This is a genomic window from Bradyrhizobium frederickii (assembly GCF_004570865.1).
In the GTDB taxonomy this organism is placed as follows: Bacteria; Pseudomonadota; Alphaproteobacteria; order Rhizobiales; family Xanthobacteraceae; genus Bradyrhizobium; species Bradyrhizobium frederickii.
On sequence record NZ_SPQS01000004.1, the window covers coordinates 233,518 to 256,542 of the forward strand.

General features: G+C 64.3%; 19 protein-coding genes. 7 read left to right on the plus strand and 12 right to left on the minus strand.

Annotated elements, in window-relative coordinates; translation table 11 throughout:
• Positions 1-2 precede the first annotated feature (2 nt).
• Entirely contained in the window at positions 3-2,129 is a 2,127-nt protein-coding gene (locus tag E4K64_RS08955; RefSeq protein WP_135163173.1) for a molybdopterin-containing oxidoreductase family protein, read from the minus strand.
• 241 nt (positions 2,130-2,370) lie between these two features.
• Between E4K64_RS08955 and E4K64_RS08960 the strand changes: the two genes are divergently transcribed.
• The gene (locus tag E4K64_RS08960) at positions 2,371-3,225 is read left to right on the plus strand and encodes an AraC family transcriptional regulator (RefSeq protein WP_135163174.1); all 855 of its coding nucleotides are present in this window, start codon (positions 2,371-2,373) and stop codon (positions 3,223-3,225) included.
• A gap of 452 nt (positions 3,226-3,677) precedes the next feature.
• On the opposite strand, the gene E4K64_RS08965 is transcribed toward E4K64_RS08960, so the two are convergent.
• The 5 genes from E4K64_RS08965 to E4K64_RS08985 form a co-directional block, all read right to left on the minus strand.
• Entirely contained in the window at positions 3,678-5,519 is a 1,842-nt protein-coding gene (locus E4K64_RS08965) for a caspase family protein (RefSeq protein WP_135163175.1), read from the minus strand.
• 118 nt (positions 5,520-5,637) lie between these two features.
• On the minus strand, positions 5,638-7,455 hold the full coding sequence (locus E4K64_RS08970; RefSeq protein ID WP_135163176.1) for a caspase family protein: 1,818 nt from the start codon (positions 7,453-7,455) through the stop codon (positions 5,638-5,640).
• Between the two features lie 116 nt (positions 7,456-7,571).
• Entirely contained in the window at positions 7,572-9,401 is a 1,830-nt protein-coding gene (locus tag E4K64_RS08975; protein ID WP_135163177.1) for a caspase family protein, read from the minus strand.
• A gap of 96 nt (positions 9,402-9,497) precedes the next feature.
• Positions 9,498-11,321 carry a caspase family protein gene (locus E4K64_RS08980; protein WP_135163178.1) on the minus strand — a complete coding sequence of 608 codons (1,824 nt, stop codon included), beginning with the start codon at positions 11,319-11,321 and terminating at the stop codon, positions 9,498-9,500.
• Between the two features lie 316 nt (positions 11,322-11,637).
• Entirely contained in the window at positions 11,638-12,345 is a 708-nt protein-coding gene (locus tag E4K64_RS08985; protein ID WP_135163179.1) for a hypothetical protein, read from the minus strand.
• Between the two features lie 222 nt (positions 12,346-12,567).
• Here E4K64_RS08985 and E4K64_RS08990 point away from each other — a divergent pair, with 222 nt between their 5' ends.
• The 5 genes from E4K64_RS08990 to E4K64_RS09010 all read left to right on the plus strand — a co-directional run bounded on the left by E4K64_RS08990 (position 12,568) and on the right by E4K64_RS09010 (position 16,231).
• The gene (locus tag E4K64_RS08990; protein WP_126257865.1) at positions 12,568-12,897 is read left to right on the plus strand and encodes a DUF6949 family protein; all 330 of its coding nucleotides are present in this window, start codon (positions 12,568-12,570) and stop codon (positions 12,895-12,897) included.
• Between the two features lie 85 nt (positions 12,898-12,982).
• Positions 12,983-13,513: a gamma carbonic anhydrase family protein gene (locus E4K64_RS08995; protein WP_135163180.1), complete on the plus strand. Its 531-nt coding sequence runs from the start codon at positions 12,983-12,985 to the stop codon at positions 13,511-13,513.
• Positions 13,514-13,626: 113 nt separating this feature from the next.
• On the plus strand, positions 13,627-15,318 hold the full coding sequence (locus E4K64_RS40860) for a PAS-domain containing protein (RefSeq protein ID WP_135163181.1): 1,692 nt from the start codon (positions 13,627-13,629) through the stop codon (positions 15,316-15,318).
• Positions 15,319-15,458: 140 nt separating this feature from the next.
• Positions 15,459-15,776 (plus strand): hypothetical protein, encoded by a 318-nt coding sequence (locus E4K64_RS09005; protein ID WP_135163182.1) that lies wholly within the window; start codon positions 15,459-15,461, stop codon positions 15,774-15,776.
• 104 nt (positions 15,777-15,880) lie between these two features.
• Positions 15,881-16,231: a hypothetical protein gene (locus E4K64_RS09010; protein WP_135163183.1), complete on the plus strand. Its 351-nt coding sequence runs from the start codon at positions 15,881-15,883 to the stop codon at positions 16,229-16,231.
• 186 nt (positions 16,232-16,417) lie between these two features.
• Here the strand turns inward: E4K64_RS09010 and E4K64_RS09015 are convergent, their stop codons facing one another.
• The 6 genes from E4K64_RS09015 to E4K64_RS09040 all read right to left on the minus strand — a co-directional run bounded on the left by E4K64_RS09015 (position 16,418) and on the right by E4K64_RS09040 (position 22,021).
• Positions 16,418-16,912 (minus strand): hypothetical protein, encoded by a 495-nt coding sequence (locus E4K64_RS09015; protein ID WP_135163184.1) that lies wholly within the window; start codon positions 16,910-16,912, stop codon positions 16,418-16,420.
• Between the two features lie 178 nt (positions 16,913-17,090).
• On the minus strand, positions 17,091-17,822 hold the full coding sequence (locus E4K64_RS09020) for an aspartate/glutamate racemase family protein (RefSeq protein WP_135163326.1): 732 nt from the start codon (positions 17,820-17,822) through the stop codon (positions 17,091-17,093).
• Between the two features lie 36 nt (positions 17,823-17,858).
• The gene (locus tag E4K64_RS09025; protein WP_135163185.1) at positions 17,859-18,737 is read right to left on the minus strand and encodes an ABC transporter permease; all 879 of its coding nucleotides are present in this window, start codon (positions 18,735-18,737) and stop codon (positions 17,859-17,861) included.
• A gap of 3 nt (positions 18,738-18,740) precedes the next feature.
• Positions 18,741-19,694 carry an ABC transporter permease gene (locus tag E4K64_RS09030; protein WP_135163186.1) on the minus strand — a complete coding sequence of 318 codons (954 nt, stop codon included), beginning with the start codon at positions 19,692-19,694 and terminating at the stop codon, positions 18,741-18,743.
• Between the two features lie 5 nt (positions 19,695-19,699).
• Positions 19,700-20,989, minus strand: coding sequence for an ABC transporter substrate-binding protein (locus tag E4K64_RS09035; protein WP_135163187.1), 1,290 nt, complete (start codon positions 20,987-20,989; stop codon positions 19,700-19,702).
• 45 nt (positions 20,990-21,034) lie between these two features.
• Positions 21,035-22,021: an ABC transporter ATP-binding protein gene (locus tag E4K64_RS09040; protein WP_135163188.1), complete on the minus strand. Its 987-nt coding sequence runs from the start codon at positions 22,019-22,021 to the stop codon at positions 21,035-21,037.
• 267 nt (positions 22,022-22,288) lie between these two features.
• On the opposite strand from E4K64_RS09040, the gene E4K64_RS09045 reads away from it, so the two are divergent.
• Complete coding sequence (locus tag E4K64_RS09045; RefSeq protein ID WP_135163189.1) at positions 22,289-22,996, plus strand: GntR family transcriptional regulator; 708 nt, start codon at positions 22,289-22,291, stop codon at positions 22,994-22,996.
• The last annotated feature ends 29 nt before the right edge of the window (positions 22,997-23,025 follow it).

Sequence of the window (23,025 nt, forward strand, 5' to 3'; positions counted from 1 at the left end):
CCTCAGGCCCCGCTGACCTGAACGAGGATGTCCGAGAATGTCGGGGCACGGCCGAGGTCGGCGAAGGCGGGAGGCGTCAGCACGTGAACCGTCGCGCCCCTGCGATTGGACCGCTGCCAGTAGCCCGACGGGGCCACCACCACGCCCGGCATGACGTCGGCCGAAACGGTCGCGAAGGCCTCGAACGCGCCACGGTCGTTGAACACGCGAATCGGCGCGCCCGCGACGATGCCACGCTGTGCCGCATCGTCCGGATTGAGGAGCACCGCCTGCTCCTCGCCCGCCTGCGCGGTCTGCGCCGGCAGGTTGCCGTAGTTCGAATTCAGGAAGGCGTGGCTCTTCGGCGAGATCAGGCTGAGCGGATAGCGCGTTGCGAGCATGGGCGCGGTGCGCGGGTTCTCGTTCGGCGGGATGTAGTGGGGCAGAGGATCGACCGGCGTGGCGTCCTGATCGCCATTGTAGCCCTGGCGGAACAGCGGCACCACGAAGTTGCCGCCGGCGGCGATGGTCGAGCTGAACTCGCACTTCCCCGATGCGGTCGGAAAATTGCCCTCGCGGTGCGGCGCCCAGTCGGCCGGCGCGGGCATGTTGAGGCGCGCATAGCCCTTGCCCTTGACGTCGTCGAGCGTGATGCCTGCGAGCACCGGGCTGCTCCAGTCGAGGGAAGCTTCGATGATCTCGTCGTCGCTTCGGAAGAAAGAGGGGTCGGTGATGCCCATCGCGCGTGCGAGCCGGCGGAACAGCTCGGTATTGGACACGGCTTCGCCGAGCGGCGCGATCGCCTGGTTGTTGTAGGACAGATAGAGATGCCCCCAGGAGAACATGATGTCCTTCTGCTCGAGCTGCGTGGTTGCGGGCAGAACGATGTCGGCGTATTTGGCGGTGTCGGTCAGGAAGTGCTCGCTGACGACGGTGAAGAGATCCTCGCGTTCCAATCCCTTTTCGAGCTTGCCCTGTTCGGTCACCATCGCCATTGGATTGGCGTTGTAGACGAACAGCGCCTTGATCGGCGGATCGAAGCCGAGTTCGCCCGTCAGCGCCGCTCCGAGGCGCCAGGAATTGAGCATGCGCATCCTCTCCGGCTGGAGATCGGGACGCATCAGCACGTCCCATCTGACCGGGAACGCCCAGATCGGGAGCTGGAGCAGCCCGCCGCCGACGTGCTTCCAGGCGCCGATCAGTCCCGGAAGACAGGCGATCGCGCGCACGGTCTGACCACCGCCGGCATGCCGCTCGACCGCGACGCCGATGCGGACGACGGCCGGAGGTGTCGTCGCATATTCCCGCGCCAGCTTGAGGATGTCGTCGACGGGAATGCCGGTTTCCTGCGAGGCGAATTCGGGTGTGTAGCTGGACGCCCGCTCGGCCAGCTCGTCGTAACCCACGGTGTATTTGTCGATATAGTCGCGATCGACCAGATTCTCTTTGATGACGACGTGGATCATCGCGAGCGCCAGCGCAGCATCGGTGCCGGGACGGATCGGAATATGCCAGTCGGCGAGGCGCGCGGTGCGGGTGCGGACGGGATCGATCACCACGAGCTTGGCACCGGCCTTTTTCGCCTGCTCGATGAACGGCCAGTGATGCGAGTTCGTGCTCAGCGTGTTGCAGGCCCACAGGATGATGTACTTCGAGTGCACGAAGCTCTCGGGATCGACGCCCGGCGTGTGCCCGATCGTCATCATGTACGCGGTGCAAGAGCCGGAATCGCAGAAGGTGCGCTCCAGAACCGTCGCGCCGAGCTTGTTGAAGAGGGGATCGCCGACGTTCAGCCCATTGATGACGCCCTGCGTGCCCAGATAGCTGTAGGGCAGGATTGCCTGCGCACCGTGCTCGGCAATGACGGATGTCCAGCGCGAGGCAATGGTCGCCAGCGCTTCCTCCCAGGAGATCCGCTGGAATTGACTGGTGCCCTTCGGTCCGACGCGTTTGAGCGGATACAGCACGCGCTTGTCACTGTAGACACGCTCCTCGTAGTTGTTGACCTTGACGCAAAGCCGTCCGCGCGTGAACGGATGGTCGGGATTGCCGCGAACGGCGATGGCCTTGCCGTCCTCGACCGTGGTCAGAATCGAGCAGGTGTCCGGGCAATCGTGGGGGCATGCGCCAATGACCGTGGTCCTTGCCATGGAACTCTCCGCTTCCTGATTTGAGGCAATCCGAAGGATGCGGTGGTCGGGCTCGGTCTGGCTTCTCAAAATGTGCGGTGTTGTTGTCCCAGCCTGCTCTCGGCCGGTGGACGCCCGGGCCGGTCTCTGGCATGCTAATTGCTGGACTTCGGCACTACCTTTACCTGCACATCGCGTTATCTGACGGAGAGACACGATGGGTATGCTCGGCAACTCTGTCGATAAATATGTTACCGGCAGAATGCTTCAGACATCCAACGAGCGGCGATGGTCGCACCTGCTCGCGGAGCGGTGGAGCCATGATCCGGGTGATCTGCCGCCACAATTGCCGCGCGACACCGAGATCGCGATCCTGCTGCGCGGCAACTCGGTCGTCGATCGGGAAGGTGCAGGCATGCGGCAGCGCACTTTCGGCAGAAGGGGCACCGTGTGGCTGTGTCCGGCCGGCATCCGCGAGGACTTCATCCGCGTCGAGAACCAGATGCAGGAATGTCTGCATGTCTTCCTGCCGGGCGAGCCGTTCGATGACACCATGCTCAGGGATCTCGACATCGACCCGTCCGGAATGTCGATCCGCTACGAGAGCATCGACCAGGACATCTTCATCGAGCACGTCGCGGACCGGATCCTCGGCGAGCTCGAACATGAGACCTCGACCGGCCGCCTCCTGATCGAGAGCCTGGGACGGGCCCTGTCGGCTCATCTGGTGCACAGCTATTCGGCCACCTCGGTCCGTCTGAAGCAATCCCATGCCGTCCAGAAACCGCTCGATGCCAAGAGGCTGTCGCGCGTGACGGAGTTCATCGCGGCGTCCGTCGATCGAGATTTCACGGTGAAGGATCTGGCGTCGGTGGCGTGCATGAGCCCGGCGCATTTCTCCCGCAGCTTCAAGGCGGCGACCGGCGCGGCGCCGCATGAATATGTCAGCCGGCAGCGCCTCGACCTCGCCAGGAACCTCTTGTCGACCAGCGATCGTCCGCTGGTCGACATTGCTTACGCCACGGGATTTTCGTCGCAGGCCAATTTCAACCGCGCCTTCCGCAAGGCGGTCGGGACGACGCCGAGCCTGTATCGGGCGCAGAAGGTTCGGGACTGAGGCCTCCGCCAGCGCAGCGCCGGTCCCGAACCAGCTCGCAACAATCAATAAAACAAACAGCCGAAGCCGCATTCCAGCCCCCGAATGCAATAGCGTCAGATTAATCGCACAATGCCCAACTGCAATCTATGATCAGAGATATCAGTCACACATCGGTGCGGCGATCCGGGCAATTCCGGTGCCGGCGGAGGGTGCGCAACCGCATCAGGTCGGCGTCCTCTTGACCCCATTGTGCTCTGATCTGATGCTCCTGATCTGCCCGAAGGGGTCAACGGTACTTCGAAAAATACGAAAATGCAAGACGCTGCCGATGGTTAGGTAGTTCGTCCCATCCATTTCAATGCCGTGCCCGGCACAATAAATGACCGCAACCTCGGCGGCCGCCGGTTGTACAGTGCTCAAAAACGTTCGTTGAACGCTGGCTGTTGGTTGGGTAGCAGCTGACGAATAGACTAATTGCACTCCTCCTGAGCTTCACCGGTGCTATTTGTCCCGTGCTTGAACCGTTGATAGGGCACCACCCGGCATCCAGGCTTTACGGGACGGCAGCCGGCATTATTGCAAATCAATTGTCCCGTCGCCTGCGGCTTCGCCGGCGTGGTCTCGCTCTTCTTCCTCTCGTCGTCCCGCTTCTTGGCGTCATCGCGGGTCGCGACCGGTTTCTTGTCCTGCACCTTTTCGCATTCATTGTCGTCATTGACGCGATAGCCGGTGCGGCAGGCGATCTTGACGCAAGCGTCGCCATCGGCCTTGAAGCCGTGATCGCACACCAGCGGGCAGACCCGGCCCGGCTTGGCCTTGATGGCGTCGAGCGCCTCGAAGCTCGCCTGCTTGGCGTCGAACTTCGTTCCCGCATATTTGTTGAACAGCGTCAGCGAGCGTTGCGACGACGCATTCCAGTCGCCATCGGCAGCCGCGGCCAGACAGCCGACGCGGCGCAGCTCCGACTGAACCAGCTGGGCGGTCTCCTGCGGCGAGAGACTGGGCGACGATTGAGTTGGGGTAACCGCCGCGACCTTCTGCTCGCCCTGCGCCTTGTCGTTTGCTTGCTTTGCGGCCAGCTCGGCAGCCGCCTTGTCGTTCGCAATCTGGTCGGCGCGCGCCTTTTCGGCAGCTTGCTTGTCGGCCAGGGCCTTGGCGACAGCCGCTTCTGCGTCCTTCCTGCGCTGCTCGGCGGCCGCCGCCTTGGCTTCCTCGATCTGCTTGGCTTTCTCCGCCGCGGCCTTGGCGTCCTCAGCGGCCTTGGCGGCGGCCGCGGCCTTCTCCTGCTCGGCCTTCTTGGTCCGGTCGGATGCCAGTCGGGCCTTCTCCTCCTCGGCCTGCCTGGCCTTTTCCGCCGCGGCGGCGCGGGTTTCCTCGGCGGTGATCTTGTTCAGCTGGCCCTTGGCGAGATCGGCATAGAAGCCGCTGGGAAAGCGGTTGAGGAAGGCAGTCCATCCGTCACGCGTTCCCAGCTGAAGCGCAAGTTCATAATCGCGCCGGACTTCGGCGTCCGGGTTGGCCTGCGGTCCGGCGACGACCGGCTTTGCGGCAATCAGCGGCACGTCATCACCACCGAGCGAGCCGTACACGTACGGCTCCTGCTTGTAGCCGGTGGTCTTGAGCACGTCGTCGCGCACGAAGCCGAAGGCCTTGCGCAGATCGAGGCCCGGCATCGGCAGGCGTTCGACCAGAGCGGTGGCGAATGGGCTGTTCCTGGCATCGCCGTCCGAGGCGGTGGAGCCCGCCTTGGCTGCAAAGGCGATCATGGTGTTCGGGCTGGTTGGCTCCACCTTGGCAAGGCCACGTCCGATGGCGCGGGAGGCAATCGTGCGCTTCATCGTCTTGGCGAACGGATTGTCGCGACAGGCATCCAGGATGACGAGGCGAAGTTGCTTGGCCGGCTCGATGGCAAACAACACCCGGTCGAGCGGGAACGCCTCGTCGAGAACGTCGGTGTCGGTCTCGAGGGCGGCATCGGTCGGGATCAGATAATTGGTGCCGTCAAGCTCGATGCCGTGGCCGGCGTAGTAGATGACCGCGACATCGGCTTCCCGGGCCTTGCCGCCGAATTCGCGCAGCGCCTTGCGCATGTCGACCACGTTCAGGTCGAGCTTGACATCGACGGCGTCGAAGCCCGCCTTCCTGAACATGCCGCCGACCAACGCGGCATCGTTTGCGGGGTTCGCCAGCCTCGCCACGTTCTTATAGGCAGAGTTGCCCATGACGAGCGCGACGCGCTTTTCGGCTAGCGCAGAACCGGTCCCGAGCCAGGTCGAAAGAATGATCATACTAAGAAACCGAAGTGCGCCCATTGCAGCCCCAAATCATCCAAGTGATCGGCGTAATCAGGGTACAGCCGACAGCAACTTCATCCACATGACCATCATCACAACGGCGAGCCAGTGGGTTGTCAGGCCTCCAAGCTCGTCCTCAGTTGCAGACTTCGCGGTGTGAATACTGGCCATTCACGATTTCAATTCGACAACCCTTCTGAACCGGACGGCAAGTCCGAGTGTCGCAATACATCTGACCTGCCGACTGCGGCTTCGAAGGAGCAGCTTCGGTTTGCTTCCGCTCCGTGTCCCGCTTCTTGGCATCCTCGCGGGTTGCAACCGGCTTCTTGTCCTGAACCTTCTCGCACTCATTGTCGTCATTGACGCGATAGCCGGCGCGGCACGTGATCTTCACGCACGCATCGCCATCGGCTTTGAAGCCACGATTGCACACGAGGGGGCAGACCCGGCCCGGCTTGGCCTTGATGGCATCGAGCGCCTCGAAGCTCGCGAGCTTGGCGTCGAAGGTCGTTCCCGCATATTTGTTGAACAGCGTCAGCGAACGTTGCGATGACGCATTCCATTCGCCGTCGGCAGCTTCCGCCAGACAGCCGACGCGGCGTAACTCTGACTGAACCAGCTTTGCCGTCTCTTGCGGCGACAGGCTCGGCGGTGTTGAGGTTGGTGCGACAGCCGCAACCTTCGTGGTGTCGGTAACCTGCTGCTTCTCCGTGGTTCGCTGTTCGGCAGCCGGCTTGGTGTCATTTGCCAGCCTGTCGGCTAGCGCCTTCTCGGCGGCCTGTTTGTCAGCCAGCGCCTTCGCAGCAGCCGCTTCGGCCTCCTTGCGGCGTTGCTCGGCGGCGGCCGCCTTGGCCTCCTCGATCTGCTTGGCTTTCTCCGCCGCGGCCTTGGCGTCCTCAGCGGCCTTGGCGGCGGCCGCGGCCTTCTCCTGCTCGGCTTTCTTGGCCCGCTCGGATGCAAGCCGGGACTTCTCGTCTTCGGCCTGCCTGGCCTTTTCCGCCGCGGCGGCGCGGGTTTCCTCGGCCGCGATCTTGTTCAGCTGGCCTTTGGCGAGATCCGAATAGAAGCCGCTCGGAAAGCGATTGAGGAAGGCCGTCCATCCGTCACGCGTGCCGAGCTGAAGTGCCAGTTCGTAGTCGCGCCGGATTTCACTGTCAGGGTTTGCTTGCGGGCCGACGACGACCGGCTTCGCGGCAACCAGCGGCACGTCATCACCACCGAGCGAGCCGTACACATAGGGCTCCTGCTTGTAGCCGGTGCTCTTCAAGACATCGTCGCGTACGAAGCCGAACGCCTTGCGCAGATCGAGGCCCGGCATCGGCAGACGCTCAACCAGTGCAGCCGCAAACGGGCTGTTCTTGGCATCGCCGTCCGAGGCGGTGGAGCCCGCCTTGGCCGCGAAGGCGATCATGGTGTTCGGGCTGGTTGGCTCCACCTTGGCGAGGCCGCGTCCGATGGCACGGGCGGCAATCGTGCGCTTCATGGTCTTGGCAAACGGATTGTCGCGACAGGCATCCAGGATGACGAGGCGAAGCTGCTTTGCAGGTTCGACGGCGAACAGTGCACGGTCGAGCGCAACCGTCTCGTCGAGCACGTCGCCATCGGTTTCCAGCGCAGCATCGGTCGGAATCAGGTAGTTGGTTCCGTCCAGCTCGATGCCGTGCCCGGCATAGTAGATGACGGCGACCTCGGCATCGCGCGTCCGGCCCGCGAACTCGCGCAACGACCTGCGCATGTCGGCGGCGTTGAGATCAAGCCTGACATCGACATTGTCGAAACCCGCCTTCCTGAACATGCCGCCGACCAGCGCGGCATCGTTCGCGGGGTTCGCCAGCCTCGCCACGTTCTTGTAGGCCGAGTTGCCCATGACGAGCGCGACGCGCTTTTCGGCCAGCGCGGCGCCGGTCCCGAACCAGCTCGCAATAATCAATAAAACAAACAGCCGAAGCCGCATTCCAGCCCCCGAATGCAATAGCGTCAGATTACTCGCACAATGGCCGAATGCAAAGCTGCGATCAGTGGCGTCAATCACGCTTCGCCGCGGCCATGCGAGCCATGGAGAACTCGTCCTCAGTTGCAGATCTCGTGCGTAGTGATGCCAGTAACGCCGCCAACACCCTGTCTCTCAAGTCGGCAGCCCGGCCGAACTGGACGACAACCAAGGTTATTACAAAATATTTGCCCTGTCGTCTGCTTCGACGGCGCGGCTTCGGTCTTCTTCCGCTCGTCATCTCGCGGCTTAGAGTCATCGCGGGTCGCCACGGGCTTCTTGTCCTGGAACTTCTCGCATTCATTGTCGTCATTGACGCGGTAGCCGGCGCGGCAGGCGATCTTGACGCAATTATCGCCATCGGCCCTGAAGCCGCGGTCGCACACCAACGGGCAGACCCGCCCCGGCTTGGCCTTGATGGCATCGAGCGCCTCGAAGCTCGCGAGCTTGGCGTCGAACTTCGTGCCGGCATGCTTGTTGAACAGGGCCAGCGAGCGCTGCGATGACGCATTCCAGTCACCGTCCGCATTGCTCGCGAGACAGCCCACGCGGCGCAGTTCTGACTGCACCAGTTTGGCAGTCTCCTGCGGCGAGAGAGAGGGCGGCGACTGGGTCGGGGCCACGGCCGCGACCTTCTGCTCACCGTCACGCTGGGCCTTCTCAGCCGCCTGTTTCGCCAACTCGGCAGCTGCCTTGTCGTTTGCAATCTTCTCGGCCAGCGCCTTTTCGGCAGCGTGCTTGTCGGCCAGCGCCTTGGCGACGGCTGCTTCTGCATCCTTCCTGCGCTGCTCGGCGGCCGCCGCCTTGGCCTCCTCGACCTGCTTGGCCTTCTCGGCCGCGATGCGGGCATCTTCGGCAGCCTTCGCGGCGGCTGCAGCCTTGTCCTGCTCAGCCTTCTTGGCGCGCTCTGCCACGAGCCGCGCCTTCTCGTCTTCAGCCTGCTTGGCTTTCTCTGCCGCGAGGGCGCGGGCATCTTCGGCCCCGATCTTCTTCAATTGCACCCGCGCAAGGTTCGCGTAAAAACCCTCGGGATAGGCCTGGAGGAACGCTTCCCATGCGTCGCGATCACCAGCCTGCAGCGCCAGCTCGTAATCGCGGCGAACTGCATCTTGGGGATTCGCTTGCGGCCCGGTCGCGACCGGCTTGGCCGGAACCAGGGCCACGTCGTCACCGCCGAGCGAGCCGTACACGAAAGGCTCCTGCTTGTTGCCGGTGGTCTTGAGCACATCATCGCGAACGAATCGAAAGGCCTTGCCCAGGTCGAGCCCCGGCGTGGGCAGGCGTTCGACCAGAGCTGTGGCAAACGGGCTGTTCTTCTTATCGCCGTCCGAGGCGGTGGAGCCCGCCTTCGCTGCAAAGGCGATCATCGTGTTCGGGCTGGTCGGCTCGACCTTGGCAAGGCCGCGTCCGATGGCACGTGAGGCAATCGTGCGCTTCATCGTCTTGGCGAACGGATTGTCGCGGCAGGCGTCGAGGATAATCAGGCGGAGCTGCTTTGCGGGCTCGACTGCGAACATGGCGCGGTCCAGCGCAATCGTTTCGTCGAGGACGTCGCTGTCGGTCTCCAGCGTCGCATCGGTTGGGATCAGGTAGTTGGTCCCGTCGAGTTCGATGCCGTGACCGGCATAGTAGACCACCGCAACGTCGGCCTCGCGGGCTTTGCCACCAAAATCGCGCAGCGTCTTGCGCATCTCGGCGACGTTGAGATCGAGCTTGATGTCGACCGTATCGAACCCGGCCTTCCTGAACATGCCGCCGACCAAGGCGGCATCGTTCGCGGGGTTCGCCAGCCTCGCCACGTTCTTGTAGGCAGAGTTGCCCATGACGAGCGCGACGCGCTTCTCGGCCAGCGCAGCGCCGGTCCCGAACCAACTCGCAACAATCAATAAAACAAACAGCCGAAGCCGCATTCCAGCCCCCGAATGCAATAGCGTCAGATTACTCGCAGGATGGCCAAACGCAATCTGCGCTCAGTGATGTTTATCACACTGCCTCTCTACCGCCGCTTAGTCGCACACTTCCGCTTGCCCCCCTCCTACCATGGAGACTGCGGAGCCATACTTCTGGATTGAGATGCGACAGCCGGGCCTCACCGGCCGACAGCCTGATGTACTGCAAATGATTTGGCCAGACGCCTGCGGCTTTGTGGGTGCAACTTCAGTTTGCTTCCGCTCCAATTCTTTCTTCTTGGCATCCTCCCGGTTCGGGACCGGCTTCTTGTCCGGCGCCTTCTGGCACTCGTTGCCGTCGTTGACGCGATAGCCGGCACGGCAGGCGATCTTCACGCAAGCGTCGCCATCGGCCTTGAAGCCGTGATCGCACAGCAGTGGACAGACACGGCCCGGCCTGGCCTTGATGGCGTCGAGCGCCTCGAAGCTCGCGAGCTTGGGGTCGAGCTTCGTTCCCGCATATTGGTTGAACAGCGTCAGCGAACGTTGTGACGACCCATTCCACTCGCCGTCTGCCGATGCCGCCAGACAACCCACGCGGCGCAGCTCGGACTGAACCAGCTTTGCGGTCTCCTGCGGCGAGAGACTGGGCGATGATTGAGCTGGGGTTACCGTTGCGACTCTCTGCTCGCCCTGCGCCTCGTCATTCGCTCGCTTTGCAGCCAGCTCGTTAGCGGCCTTGTCGGCGAGCGCCTTCTCGGCGGCCTGCTTGTCGGCGAGAGCTTTCGCCATAGCGGCTTCGACGTCCTTCCGCCGCTGTTCGGCGGCGGCCGCCTTGGCCTCCTCGATCTGCTTGGCTTTCTCCGCCGCGGCCTTGGCGTCCTCAGCGGCCTTGGCGGCGGCCGCGGCCTTCTCCTGCTCGGCTTTCTTGGCCCGCTCGGATGCAAGCCGGGACTTCTCGTCTTCGGCCTGCCTGGCCTTCTCGGCGGCCACAGCGCGCGCATCCTCGGCAGCAATCCGGTTTAGCTGTGCCTTTGCCAGATCGGTATAGAACCCGCTCGGATAGCGATTGAGAAAAGCGGTCCACACATCGCGCGTGCCAAGCTGGAGCGCCAATTCGTAATCGCGTCGGATTTCGCTGTCCGGGTTGGCTTGCGGCCCGGCGGCAGCCGGTTTGGCAGGGACGAGCGAAACGTCATCGCCACCGAGCGAACCGTAAACATAGGGCTCCTGCTTGTAGCCGGTGGTCTTGAGCACGTCGTCGCGCACGAAACCGAACGCCTTGCGCAGATCGAGGCCCGGCATCGGCAGGCGTTCGACCAGAGCGGTGGCGAATGGGCTGTTCCTGGCATCGCCGTCCGAGGCGGTGGAGCCCGCCTTCGCTGCAAAGGCGATCATCGTGTTCGGGCTGGCCGGCTCGACCTTGGCAAGGCCGCGTCCGATGGCGCGTGAGGCAATCGTGCGCTTCATCGTCTTGGCGAACGGATTGTCGCGGCAGGCGTCCAGAATGACGAGCCGGAGCTGCTTGGCCGGCTCGATAGCAAACAGCACCCTGTCGAGCGGAAACGCCTCGTCCAGAACGTCGGTATCGGTCTCCAGGGCGGCGTCGGTCGGGATCAGATAATTGGTGCCGTCAAGCTCGATGCCGTGGCCGGCGTAGTAGATGACCGCGACATCGGCCTCGCGGGCCTTGCCGCCGAATTCGCGCAGCGCCTTGCGCATCTCGACGACGTTCAGGTCGAGCTTGACGTCGACGGTATCGAACCCCGCCTTCCTGAACATGCCGCCGACCAGCGCGGCATCGTTTGCGGGATTCGCCAGCTTCGCCACGTTCTTGTAGGCAGAGTTGCCCATGACGAGCGCGACGCGCTTTTCGGCCAGCGCAGCGCCGGTCCCGAACCAGCTCGCAACAATCAACAAAACAAATAGCCGAAGCCGCATTCCAGCCCCCGAATGCAATAGCGTCAGATTACTCGCACAATGCCCAAGTGCAATCTATGATCAGTGATATCAGTCACACACCGGTGCGGCGATCCGGGCAAATCCGGTGCCGGCGGAGGGTGCGCAACCGTGTCAGGTCGACCTCCTTTTGACTCCATTGTGCTCGTGATTTGCCCGACCGGTCAACGGTAGTTCGTAAAATACGAAAATGCAAGATGCTGCCGATGCTTGGCTACTGTGCATGGGGTTGTTTTCGCAGTTTCAGTTTTGGGGGGCACCAGCCCAGCCGATCTCACGGCAGAGTAGGGAGCCTCGCTCACCCCTTCGGCCCGCGCAGCTGCGCGGTCAGCCGGTCCATCGCGTCCGCCACGTCGTGCCATTGCGACAGCCAGCTGCGCGGAAAGCGGAAGGTGAGGTCGGCGCCGCCGACGCGGCGCTCCGACAGGCACATGCCCGGCGTCGCCGCATCGCGCGTGCAGCGCGCGGTCAGTGCGGGGCTTGCCGCGGAATAGAGGTCCTCGCTGCCGTAAGGCGTGTCGCTGCGGAACATCCGCATCGTCAGGCCGTCCGCGGGCTGGGCTGCGGCCTTGTCGAGATAACGCGGATAGATCGTTGCTGTTCGCTGCTCGGGCGAGAGCGCATCGTGATGGGCTGCGATCGACAGGAAGATGCGGTCGATCGATTGCACCGCCGCTTCCACCGTGTCGGCGGTGACGTGCTTGGGCGCGCCGGGCGGCTCCAGCGAGGGATAGAGGAAGTCGAGATCGATGCGCTCCTGCGGTCCGGAGTGCCGCTGGATCTTCATGCGGATCGCGTTCACGGGCAGGTTGAACAGCGTGCCGCCGACGCTCACCGGCAGCTTGTCCGGGGCGTTCGCGCCGCGCGTGCCCCAGGTCGGCCACAGCAAATAGGCGACCAGCGCGACCGCGCCGGCCGCGGCAATGCCGCCGAGCACGATCGGGACGACATGCGCCCGGGTGCGCGTGCGGGGGGACCTGAAGGGGGCTTCCGAAAACACCGTCATGAGCGAGCGCAAGAGATCCGGACGTCGGCCGGTGGCCGACGAATCAGCGGCGAATATGCCACGCGGCCGCGATTTCGCGCAGCGTTCCCGGCTGCGGCGGGGCGGGGACGGCCCTGCGCGGAACAGGCTGCGGCGTTAACCTTCCCTTAAGGATAATGTAGCGTTAACCGGCACTCTTTGTCACAGGAAGGCGGTGGCGTTGCGTAAGGGCGGACCGTTCCGATGACACCTGAAGCTCTCAACACTTTCTTCTCGATCTGCATTGGTTTCGCGCTCGCGGGCGCGCTCGTGAACGGATACCAGGCGCTGGCGCAGCGGCCCGCCGGCTTCGGCCTGTTGCAGGACGGCGTGGCGCCGAAGACCTTCGCGGCGGTGCCGTTCCTGGTGTTCGCTGCGCCCTTCATCATCATGCGCAACACGCTGCGCGGCAGGCGGCTGGAAAGCCGCCGCGCCGAGTTCGTGATGATGGCAACCCTCATCGCCGGGTTCTGGAGCATGATGAGCGGCACCTTCTTCCTGATGACGCTGCGCGCGGCCGGCGTTCTGGGCTGACGCCCGGCCGGATCGCCCGCGCCGGTTCCTTTGCCTCTTCGCCGCCGTTTCGCTATGGCTGAGGTTGACGTGACAGGAGACCTTCATGGCGATCTATGAGCTCGACGGGCAGGCGCCCGACCTTCCCGCTGACGGCAATTATTTCATCGCGGAGACCGCGACCGTGATCGGCCGGGTGCGCCTGAAACCGGGCGCGAGCGTCTGGTTCGGCGCCGTGCTGCGCGGCGACAATGAGTGGATCGAGATCGGCGAGGGCGCCAATGTGCAGGACGGCTCGACCTGCCACACCGATCTCGGGTTTCCGCTTGTCATCGGCCGGAACTGCACGGTCGGCCACAACGTCATCCTGCATGGCTGCACCATCGAGGAGGGCGCGCTTGTCGGCATGGGCTCGATCGTGATGAACGGCGCCAGGATCGGCCGGAACAGCATCGTGGGTGCCGGTTCCGTCATCACTGAGGGCAAGGAATTTCCCGAACGCTCCCTGATCATCGGCTCGCCGGCCCGCGTGCTCCGCACCCTCGACGACGCCCAGGTGCAGAAGATGGGGAGCGCGGCGAAGTTCTACGTGGCCAACGGTCCGCGCTTCACGAAAGGCCTGAAGCGGATCGGTTAAGAGAAGCCCGCGCGGCACGGTTCCGTACCGTAAGAATACAGGCTGGTACTTTAATCCTCCGCTAGCGCGATCACGCTTATCGTTCAGCGTTTTCAACCAGGAGGAGCGGCGCCATGGATGCGACGGCGCTGGAATCCGGCTTTGGCGCCGGAACCAATCTATTGAAGAAGTTCGTAAGACTCGCGCGCGGGGCCGACACGCTGACGGTCGCCGAGAAGGTCTACAGCATTGCCGCCTTCCTTGCGATCGTCACCACCTTCCTCTTGGTGATGTCGGTGCAGTCGGTGCGGTTGCAGACGACCTATCGTCACATGCACGCCTCGTCCGCCGCGGCGGCGATCGGCGTCGGGCGGATCAATGCGCTGATCTACGCCATCGTGATGGATTCGCGCGGCATCTACATGTCGGCCGATCGCAGCGCGGCGAAGCAGTTCGCGGATGGGCTGGTCCGGCGCAACCGCGAGCTCGCCGAGGCCCTGAAGAGCATGGAGAAGAACGTCGGCAAGGACGACGCCGAACTGTTCGCAAGCTTCCGCCAGCGCATCATCCAGTTCATCGACTTCCGCCAGGAGCTGGTCCGGCGCGGCGTGGAGATCAGCCCGGCAGCGGCGCGCGAATGGGGCGACAACGACGCCAACCGGAGCGTGCGCAGAAAGCTCAACAGCGATATCGAGGCGCTCGAGCGCATCTACCAGCAGCGCGCCCGCGAGGCGGACGAGCTCGCCGACGAGAACCGCTATGCGGCGGCCTATCTGTTCGCGCTCGGACTTGCCGCCCTGATGCTGGCGGCGCTCAACGTCGTCGTCATGCGCCGTTCGGTCGTCGGCGCCCTGGCCGAGATCACGCAGGCGACCGACCGGATCGCGCAAGGCGACGTCAAGAGCGAGGTGCCGCATTTCGGCCGTCACGACGAGATCGGACGTCTTGCGCGCGCCGTGCAGAGCTTCCGCGACGCCGTCGCACGCATCTTCGAGCTCGAGGAGCTCGAGCTCGGCACCGCCCAGGCGCGCGACGCCGCGATGACCGAGCGCGACAAGTTCAACGACAAATACCAGGCCAAGAAGTGGCAGCTCTCGGCGGCGATCAACAGCATGCCGCAGGGCCTGATCATGCTCGACGGCAAGGCCAATGTGGTGGCGATGAACTCGAACTTCAGGCGGATCTACAATCTGCCGGAGACGATCCAGGCCGGATCCACCCTCGAGGAAATCCTCCAGCACCGGGTCAAGAGCGGGCTGTTCGATGGCGACGTCGCGAAATATCTCGCAGCGGTTCTCGGCAGGATCGCCAGGCGCGAGCCGACAGTCTACGAGATATCCCTCAACGACGGACGCACCATCAAGATCTACGAGCGTCCGATGGACGGCGGCGGCTGGGTTTCGGTGCAGGAGGACGTCACCGAACAGCGTCAGCGCGAGCGCATTCTGGAGCGGATGGAGCGCTTCCTCGCCACCATCATCGAGAACGTGGCCGAGGGCATCATCGCCAAGGACGCGCGCAATCTGCGCTACGTCTTCGTCAACAAGGCCGCCGAGAAGATGATCGGCATGACGCGCGGCGAGATCATCGGCAAGACCGCGCGGGAATTGTTCTCCGCGGAGGCGGCCGAACTGATCGAGCGGCGCGACCAGCAGCTCCTCGCGCAGAAGCAGCAGCTCGAGCCGATCGTCGACACCATCGACAATCCCGCGCGAGGGCGCCGCGTCATCTGCGCTCGCCGGATCCAGGTGGGCAGCGCCAGTGAAGAGTCCCACATGTTCGTGACCATGGTCGAGGACCGGACCGAGACGGCGGCGGCGGCATAAGCATCGGCGCACCCCGCCGGAGCGCTGCGTAGCGTCCTCGGATTGGCGCGCCTCGATCATGCCCGCTCAAGCTGATGTGACGGCGCTTGTTCCGGAACTGGACTCCGCCGCGGCGGTTGACCGGTAAAGGAGAATTCTCGATGGCAGCATCGCCTGTAGCCGTCTCGACAAGAACCCTGATCCTGATCTTCGCGCTCGCGGCGATGCCGGCCGTGGCCTTCGCGCAGGCCACCGGCGGCTCTGCCGGATCGAGCGGCGGCGCCGCAGGATCGGCCGGAGGTGTCGCCAATTCGCCAGCCCCGCCGCCCGGCACCAACAGCCTCGGCACGGCTCAGTCGTCAGGGCCGGGCGCTGGAGTAACCACCGGCTCCGGCACAGGCGGCGCGGCTGATGCCGCCGTGAATGCCGAGAATCGGATGCTCGACAAGAAGCTCAAGAGCATCTGCCGCGGCTGCTGAATGCTCGCGCGGAAGTGAGGCAGCGTGGCTGTCCGGAATGCCGAAGTGACGTTAGCTTGATCCCGCTTTGAAGCGTGGAGCGTGTCCACGCGGAGGATCGAGTGATGTTACGCAGGATGATGATGGCGGCGCTGACCGTCGCGGCGGTCGGGCTGTCAGTGCCGCAGGCAGCCCAGGCGCGGGGATTCGGACATGGCGGCTGGGGTCATGGCGGCGGCTGGGGCCATGGCGGCCATTGGCGCGGCGGCGGCTTCTGGCCTGGAGTGGCAATCGGGGCAGGCATTGCCGGCGCCGGTCTCTACGGCGGCTATTACGGCTACGGCTACCCCTATTACGGCGATCCCTACTATTATGGTACCGGCTACAATGATGGTTATGGCGGCTGCTACGTTGCGCGGAAGCGCGTCATGACGCCCGCGGGCTGGCGTATCCGCCGTGTGGATGTCTGCGAATAGCGTCCTCGACGAGAGACTGACCGACCAAAAAACAAGGCCGTTGACGCAGTATACCGTCAACGACCTTGCCAGCCCCGGACATTGAAATCGGCTCACGCCATCCGGTAACCGGGAGCATCGCGCGGAATCATACCGGCGAATGTGATCCAGTTCACAAGTCGAGAAAATTAGTCGCGGTGTGGCGGCTCAGCCGCGCGAGCGCTTGCGCGCGCTGGCGTGGACGCGGTGCCGCGCCGGTTTCCTGCGGGTAACCGCGGGCGCTTCGACGTCGGTGGCTCGCGCGCCGGCGAACGACTGCCGCAGGCCGTCGATGGACTCGTTCAGCGATGCCACCTGCTCGGACAGACGCTTGGTGTCGGCCTGCTGCGCCGCCATCAGCCGCTTCATCGTCAGGAGCTGATCCTGCACCACCTGGAGCTGGTCGATCGATTCCTGCTGGGTCGCCTCCAGCCCCTTGGTCTTCTCGACCAACTGCTCGGAGGCCTGAGCGGTCCGCGCCTGAAGCTGCCGCGACGCCACCACCCTGTCGGTCTCAGGTGCGGCGCCGGTATAGGCACGCCAGATCGCGATCGAGGTGACGCCAGCGATCAGGAGCAGGAGCGCGGCGGCGGTCAGCGCGATGGGCTGGGCGCCGAGACGAAAAAGCGGATTGGACGGTGTGTCCTGGGCGAGATCGATCATCGCTGACAAAACCCAAATTGAAACTTGGTGAGTGGCGAAGACCGGCAGCCCTGAGGCGGCCGGGGCGTCCCGAAAACGTTACGTGTCGGCAAGGAATGGGTCCAAAAAGAGGCTAAAGGCCAAAAAACCAGCAATCAGCAGGCCTTGGGGCCTCCGAGGCTTCGCCCGGGCCCGGGAATCAAGGCTGAAACGGCGAAAACGGTCCGGAATAGGTCTTCGGCCGCGGCGCCGCGTAGGGGCCGAGGCGCGAGGTCTTCAACCCCAGCCGCACCAGTGATTCCGCCAGCGTCACCGCCGCCGCGACGCCGTCGATCACGGGCAGGCCGTGGGTGGCGGCGAGCTCGGCGGCGAGATCGGCCATGCCGGCGCAGCCGAGCACAATCGCTTCGGCGCGGTCGTCACGGACCGCAGCCGCGATCTCCGCGGAGATCTTCGCGAGCGCGTCCGTGTTGCGCGCCTCGAGCGCCAGCACCGGCACCTCGGCGGCGCGGACGCGGGCGCAGCGATCGGCGAGGCCGTATTTCCGCAAATTGTGCTCGATCGGCACGATGGAGACACCGAGCGTCGTCACCACGGCAAAGCGCGCCGCGATCAGGCTCGCCATGTGGAAGCCGGCCTCGCCGATTCCGATCACCGGCGCCTTGGCGACGGCGCGGGCGGCATCCAGGCCGGTGTCGTCGAAGCAGGCGATGATGTGCGCGTCCGCACCGTCGCGGTCGGCCTCGCGGATGCAGCCGAGCATGCCTGGTACGGCGAAGGCTTCGTCGTAAAATCCCTCGATCGAGACCGGGCCCATCGTTGGCTGCCGCGCGTCGATCACCGTGCCGGGCAGGGCGACGTTGCGCGCCGCAGCGGCGATCTTCGCCGTCATCGACGCGGTGGTGTTGGGATTGACGACATGCAGCCGCATCGGATCAGACAAGTCCCTTGTCAGACGAGCGCGTTGTTAGACCAGTCCTTGGCCGGCGTCCGAACCCTTGGCCGCCTGCCGCTTGTTGAGCATGTGGATGGTGCCGAGCGCAAGGGTGATCACCGTGAACGAGACGGCCGAAATCACGGTGCCGAGCGCATAGATGTCGGGGTTCGTCACCGTGGTGGTGAGGCCCTGGAGATCGAGCGGCAACGTGTTCACCGCCCCGATCGCCTGGCTGGAACGCGCGAGCTCGTCCCAGGACAGCGTGAAGCCGAACAGGCCGATGCCGATCACGGACGGCAGGATGATCGGCAGCACGACATGGCGGAACGTCTGCCATGGCGTGGCGCCGAGATCGCGCGCGGCTTCCTCGAGGCGCGGGTCGAAGCGATTGAAGATCGCGAACATGATGAGCAGCCCGAATGGCAGCGTCCAGGTCAGGTGCGCGCCGAGTCCTGAGGTGAGCAGGCCCATCGAGGTTTCGAAATTTTCGTTCCAATGCGCCTTGATCAGGTCGTCGATGATGCGGAACTCCAGCGAGATGCCGAGCGAGGTGATGATCGAGGGAACGATCAGGCTCGCGATCGCCGAGTAGAACAGGATGCTCTGCGCCCTGAACTTCCTGCGGAAGGCCATGCCGGCGGCGACCGACAGCACCACGGTGACGATCATCACGATGATGCCGAGCAGCAGCGAGCGGCGGAAGGCCGCGCCGAGATCGACGATGCCGGTGCCCTGGAACAGTTTTGCGATCCAGAAGGTCGACACGCCGTTCATCGGGAAGGTGAGGCCGCCTTGCGGCCCCTGGAACGACAGCACGTAGATCGCGATCATCGGGCCGTAGAGGAACAGCACATAGGCCGCGAAGAAGGTCGCGAGCACGTAGAACGAGCGCGGGCGTCCTTCCTTCATGCTCTACAGCTCCTTCTTGATGTCGACGATGCGCGACATCATGGTGATGATCAGGAAGGTGATGGTGAGCAGGATCACGGCGTTGGCTGCCGCGGCGGGGAATTGCAGCGCGTTGACCCGCGTCTCGATGATCTTGCCGGCCGCCGCGATCTGCTGGCCGCCCATCACGCCGATGGTGATGAAATCGCCCATCACGATGGTGATGACGAAGATCGAGCCGATCACGATGCCCGGCTTGGCGAGCGGTATGATGACGTTGAGCAGTGTCTGGAAACCGGTGGCGCCGGCGTCATAGGCGGCCTCGATCAGCGATTTGTCGATGCGCACCATCGAATTGAAGATCGGCACCACCATGAAGAAGGTGAACAGGTGGACCAGCGCCAGCACCACGGAGAATTCGGAGAACAGCAGCCATTCCAGCGGATGGTTGATCAGGCCGGTCTTGATCAGGCCGGAATTGACGAGGCCGTTGCGCCCGAGCAGCGGAATCCAGGCGATCATGCGGATCACGTTGGAGGTCCAGAACGGGATCGTGCAGAGCAGCGACAAGCCCATCTGCCAGGTCTTGGACTTGACGTGGAAGGCGAGGAAATAGGCAACCCAGAAGCCGATGAACAGGGTGATCGCCCACACCATGAAGCCGAGCTTCAGCGTCTTCAGATAGGTCTTGCCGATGGTGCAGAGGTCGGGCAGCTGCGCGATGCAGCCCTCGAACGTGTCGGTGTAGCCGCGGCCCGAGAAGGCCGGCAGCAACTGGTATTCGTTGTAGTCCCAGAACGAGACGATGACGACGAATGCCAGCGGGATCAGGAAGAAGGCGAGAAACACCAGCATCATCGGCCCGGCCTGAAGCCAGGAGATGAAGGACGGCGACAGGCGCGTCGGCTTGGCGGCGCGCGCTGTGCCGGACCCCGGGATCAAGCCCGGGGCCGCCTGTTGCAGGACTTCTTCCGACATGTCAGTTACGCCGCGATGAACTCGTTCCACTTGCGGACCATGTAGTCGTTCTCGTCCATCACGGCGTTCCAGCAGGCGACGCCGCCCATGCGGTCCTCGTAGGAGCCGCCGTCGCGCACCGCGCCTGCCTTCTCGAGCAGCGAGCCGTCGGGCGCCTTGATGTCCTTCTCGGCCGGCTTGCCCTCCATCCAATAGGCCCACTCGTAGGGCTCCATATGCGCCTTCGCGGTGGAGAGCACGGCGGAGTAGTAACCCTGGCGATTGAGATAGGCGCCGGCATAGCCGGACAGGAACCAGTTCACGAACTCATAGGCCCATTCGAGCTTGGGACCCGAGACGCCCTTGGAGACGCAGAAGCCGGAGGCCCAGGAGCGGTAGCCTTCCTTGAGCGGCTGGAACGTGCAGGGAATTCCCATCGAGCGCACCTTGGTCACCGCCGGCGACCACATCGACTGGATCACCGTCTCGCCCGAAGCCATCAGGTTGACGCTTTCGTTGAAGTCTTTCCAGAACGCGCGGAACTGGCCGGCCTTCTTGGCCTCGGTCATCACCTTCATGGTGAGATCGATCTCTTCCTTGGTCATGTTGCCCTTGTCGGCATATTTGTACTTGCCGGTGGCTTCCACGACCATCGCGGCATCCATGATGCCGATCGAGGGGATGTTGAGGATCGAGGCCTTCCCCTTGAACTCGGGGTTGAGCAGCTCGGACCAGGAGCTGATCGGCCGCTTGATCAGGTCGGGGCGGATGCCGAGCGTGTCGGCGTTGTAGACGGTCGGAATCAGCGTGACGAATTCGGTCGCCGACGTCGCGAACTTCTTGGAATCCTTGCCCTCGAGGTAAAGCACCTTCCAGGGCGCGGTGCCCTGGCCGCCGATCTTCTTGCCGCCGGGCGTCTCGCCCTTGGTGAAGACAGGCGTGATGTTGTCGAACTCCTTGATCTTCCGGGCATCGAGCGGAAGGATGTTGCCCGACGGCACGATCTTCTTCAGCGAGAAATATTCGGTGTCCAGCACGTCGAAGGAGTTCGGCTGGGTCATCACGCGCTTGGTGACGTCGTCGGTGGTGGCGGTGATGTATTCGATCTTGATGCCGGTGTCCTTCAGGCACTGCCTGGAGATGTCGTCGCCCTCGTTCACGGCGGTGCCGAGATAGCGCAGCACCTTGGCATCGGCCGACTTCACATAGGGAAAGCCGGTGATGGCGCCGGAGCCGGCGGCGAGGCCGGCAAGACTTGCGGTGCCCTTGAGCAGCGTACGGCGGTTGAGGCCGGTCTTCCTGGTCGTCTCGGTCATTTCCCTCACTCCTCTAGTGTTGCACATGTTCCAAGATGAAGGGCGCTATTGCAGGCGTTGCGCCTTGGCGGGATCCCAGGTCGCCAGCACGCGATCGCCCGGACGGAACGGGTGGACGTCGAAAGTGGCTTCGGGAACGTGGGAGAAGAGGGCGGTGCCGTCCTCGAGCGTGAGCGAGACGGCGATGTAGGAGCCCTGGTACTCGGTCTGGGTCAGCAGCGCCGGCGCGCCGAAGGCGCCGTCAGCAAACGGCGCGATGCCGAGCTGATCGGCGCGCACGGCGATGAGCTTGCCGGCGTCGCTGAGCACGTTGTGGCCGCCGATGAAGCGCGCCACGAATTCGGTGCGGGGATGGTGGAAGATGTCGCGGGCCGTGCCCTGCTGCTCGATCCGGCCGTGGTTCATCACCACGATGTGGTCGGCCAGCGCCATCGCCTCTTCCTGGCCGTGGGTGACCTGGATGAAGCTGATGCCGAGCTCGCGCTGCAATCGCTTCAGCTCGCCGCGCATCCTGACCCTCAGGAACGGATCGAGGGCGGAGAGCGGCTCGTCGAGCAAGAGAATCTGCGGCTCGGTGATCAGCGCGCGGGCGAGCGCAACGCGCTGCTGCTGGCCGCCGGAGAGCTGCGCCGGCAGCCGGCCCGCATATTGGCTCATCGCCACCAGCTCCAGCAACTCGCCGGCGCGCCTGTGGCGCGTCGGCTTGTCGATGCCGCGCATCTTCAGGGCGAAGGCGACGTTGTCGAGCACGGAGAGATGCGGAAACAGCGCGTAGGACTGAAACATCATCGCGGTGCCGCGCTCGGCCGGCGGCAGGTCGGTGACGTTCTGGCTACCCAGGATGATGTCGCCCTCGCTGACGGCCTCGTGGCCCGCGATCATGCGCAAGGTCGAGGTCTTGCCGCAGCCGGACGGACCGAGCAGGCAGCAATAGGTGCCGGCCGGGATCTTCAAATTGACGGTGTCGACCGCCAGCGTCGTGTCATAGCGCTTGGTGACGGCGACCAGTTCGAGGGCGGCGGGAGTGGCCATGGCGTGTCCAAGGAGGGGCGGTGCTGGCACTCTCTCCGCAAGGTCCGTGCCAACCGCCGCCTTGCCGGCCGAATTGCGAAACTGTGCAGCGGAGTCAGATCGTTAGAACGAATCCGGCGCCTCTGTCCCGCCCGCCCCGTGCGCAATCATCTGCACACAAAACGGGCGAGGATTGTATAAACTTTCGCCTGTAATTGCATACAGATCGTCGACTAACATTCGAAAGCGAATGTCGTCGATCGAGCCCTCAAGCCCAATCTCGGACTCATGGCCGCCAAGCCCCGCCGCAAATCCGACGCGCCCGACGCGAGCGATCGCGTCAGCCGCATCCGGGAGGGTGTGACCGCCGCGATCCTCGAGCATCGTCTGCTGCCGGGCACCAAGCTCGGCGAGGACGAGATCGGCGAGATCTACGGCGCAAGCCGCACGCTGGTCCGCACTGCGCTTCAGCAGCTCGCGCATGAGGGCATCGTCAACATCGAGAAGAACCGCGGCGCCTTCGTCGCGCGGCCGACGCCGGCCGATGCCCGCGAAGTGTTCGAGGCGCGCCGCCTGATCGAGCCCACCATCGTCGATCACGCCATCGATGCGGTGACGCCGGACTGGATCGATCGCCTCCAGCAGCATCTTGCCGAGGAACGCGAGGCCGAGCTGCGCGGCGATGCCCGGGCCTCGGTCCGGCTCTCCGGAGAGTTTCACCGTCTGGTCGCCGAGATGAGCGGCCACAGCATCTATCTCGGCTTCCTGAAGGAGCTGATCGCGCGCTCCTCGCTCATCATCCTGCTCTACCGCCGCCACGACACGCCGGCCTGCGGCACCGATCATCACGCCGGCATCGTCGCCGCGATTCGCAAACGCGACAAGCAAGCCGCGCGCGCGCAGATGCTGTCGCACCTGGACGAGATCGAAGCCGAGCTGTTCCTGAAGGATCCCGTGCCCGACGAGCTGCGGCTCGCGGACGTGCTCGGTGCGTGAGCGACAACGGCGCCGGCCGCGGGAGTGAC

Coding starts and splice junctions, on each gene's coding strand:
- E4K64_RS08955 (WP_135163173.1), bottom strand. CDS start 2,129: ATGGCAAGGACCACGGTCATTGGCGCATGCCCCCACGATTGCCCGGAC.
- E4K64_RS08960 (WP_135163174.1), top strand. CDS start 2,371: ATGCTTCAGACATCCAACGAGCGGCGATGGTCGCACCTGCTCGCGGAG.
- E4K64_RS08965 (WP_135163175.1), bottom strand. CDS start 5,519: ATGGGCGCACTTCGGTTTCTTAGTATGATCATTCTTTCGACCTGGCTC.
- E4K64_RS08970 (WP_135163176.1), bottom strand. CDS start 7,455: ATGCGGCTTCGGCTGTTTGTTTTATTGATTATTGCGAGCTGGTTCGGG.
- E4K64_RS08975 (WP_135163177.1), bottom strand. CDS start 9,401: ATGCGGCTTCGGCTGTTTGTTTTATTGATTGTTGCGAGTTGGTTCGGG.
- E4K64_RS08980 (WP_135163178.1), bottom strand. CDS start 11,321: ATGCGGCTTCGGCTATTTGTTTTGTTGATTGTTGCGAGCTGGTTCGGG.
- E4K64_RS08985 (WP_135163179.1), bottom strand. CDS start 12,345: ATGACGGTGTTTTCGGAAGCCCCCTTCAGGTCCCCCCGCACGCGCACC.
- E4K64_RS08990 (WP_126257865.1), top strand. CDS start 12,568: ATGACACCTGAAGCTCTCAACACTTTCTTCTCGATCTGCATTGGTTTC.
- E4K64_RS08995 (WP_135163180.1), top strand. CDS start 12,983: ATGGCGATCTATGAGCTCGACGGGCAGGCGCCCGACCTTCCCGCTGAC.
- E4K64_RS40860 (WP_135163181.1), top strand. CDS start 13,627: ATGGATGCGACGGCGCTGGAATCCGGCTTTGGCGCCGGAACCAATCTA.
- E4K64_RS09005 (WP_135163182.1), top strand. CDS start 15,459: ATGGCAGCATCGCCTGTAGCCGTCTCGACAAGAACCCTGATCCTGATC.
- E4K64_RS09010 (WP_135163183.1), top strand. CDS start 15,881: ATGTTACGCAGGATGATGATGGCGGCGCTGACCGTCGCGGCGGTCGGG.
- E4K64_RS09015 (WP_135163184.1), bottom strand. CDS start 16,912: ATGATCGATCTCGCCCAGGACACACCGTCCAATCCGCTTTTTCGTCTC.
- E4K64_RS09020 (WP_135163326.1), bottom strand. CDS start 17,822: ATGCGGCTGCATGTCGTCAATCCCAACACCACCGCGTCGATGACGGCG.
- E4K64_RS09025 (WP_135163185.1), bottom strand. CDS start 18,737: ATGAAGGAAGGACGCCCGCGCTCGTTCTACGTGCTCGCGACCTTCTTC.
- E4K64_RS09030 (WP_135163186.1), bottom strand. CDS start 19,694: ATGTCGGAAGAAGTCCTGCAACAGGCGGCCCCGGGCTTGATCCCGGGG.
- E4K64_RS09035 (WP_135163187.1), bottom strand. CDS start 20,989: ATGACCGAGACGACCAGGAAGACCGGCCTCAACCGCCGTACGCTGCTC.
- E4K64_RS09040 (WP_135163188.1), bottom strand. CDS start 22,021: ATGGCCACTCCCGCCGCCCTCGAACTGGTCGCCGTCACCAAGCGCTAT.
- E4K64_RS09045 (WP_135163189.1), top strand. CDS start 22,289: ATGGCCGCCAAGCCCCGCCGCAAATCCGACGCGCCCGACGCGAGCGAT.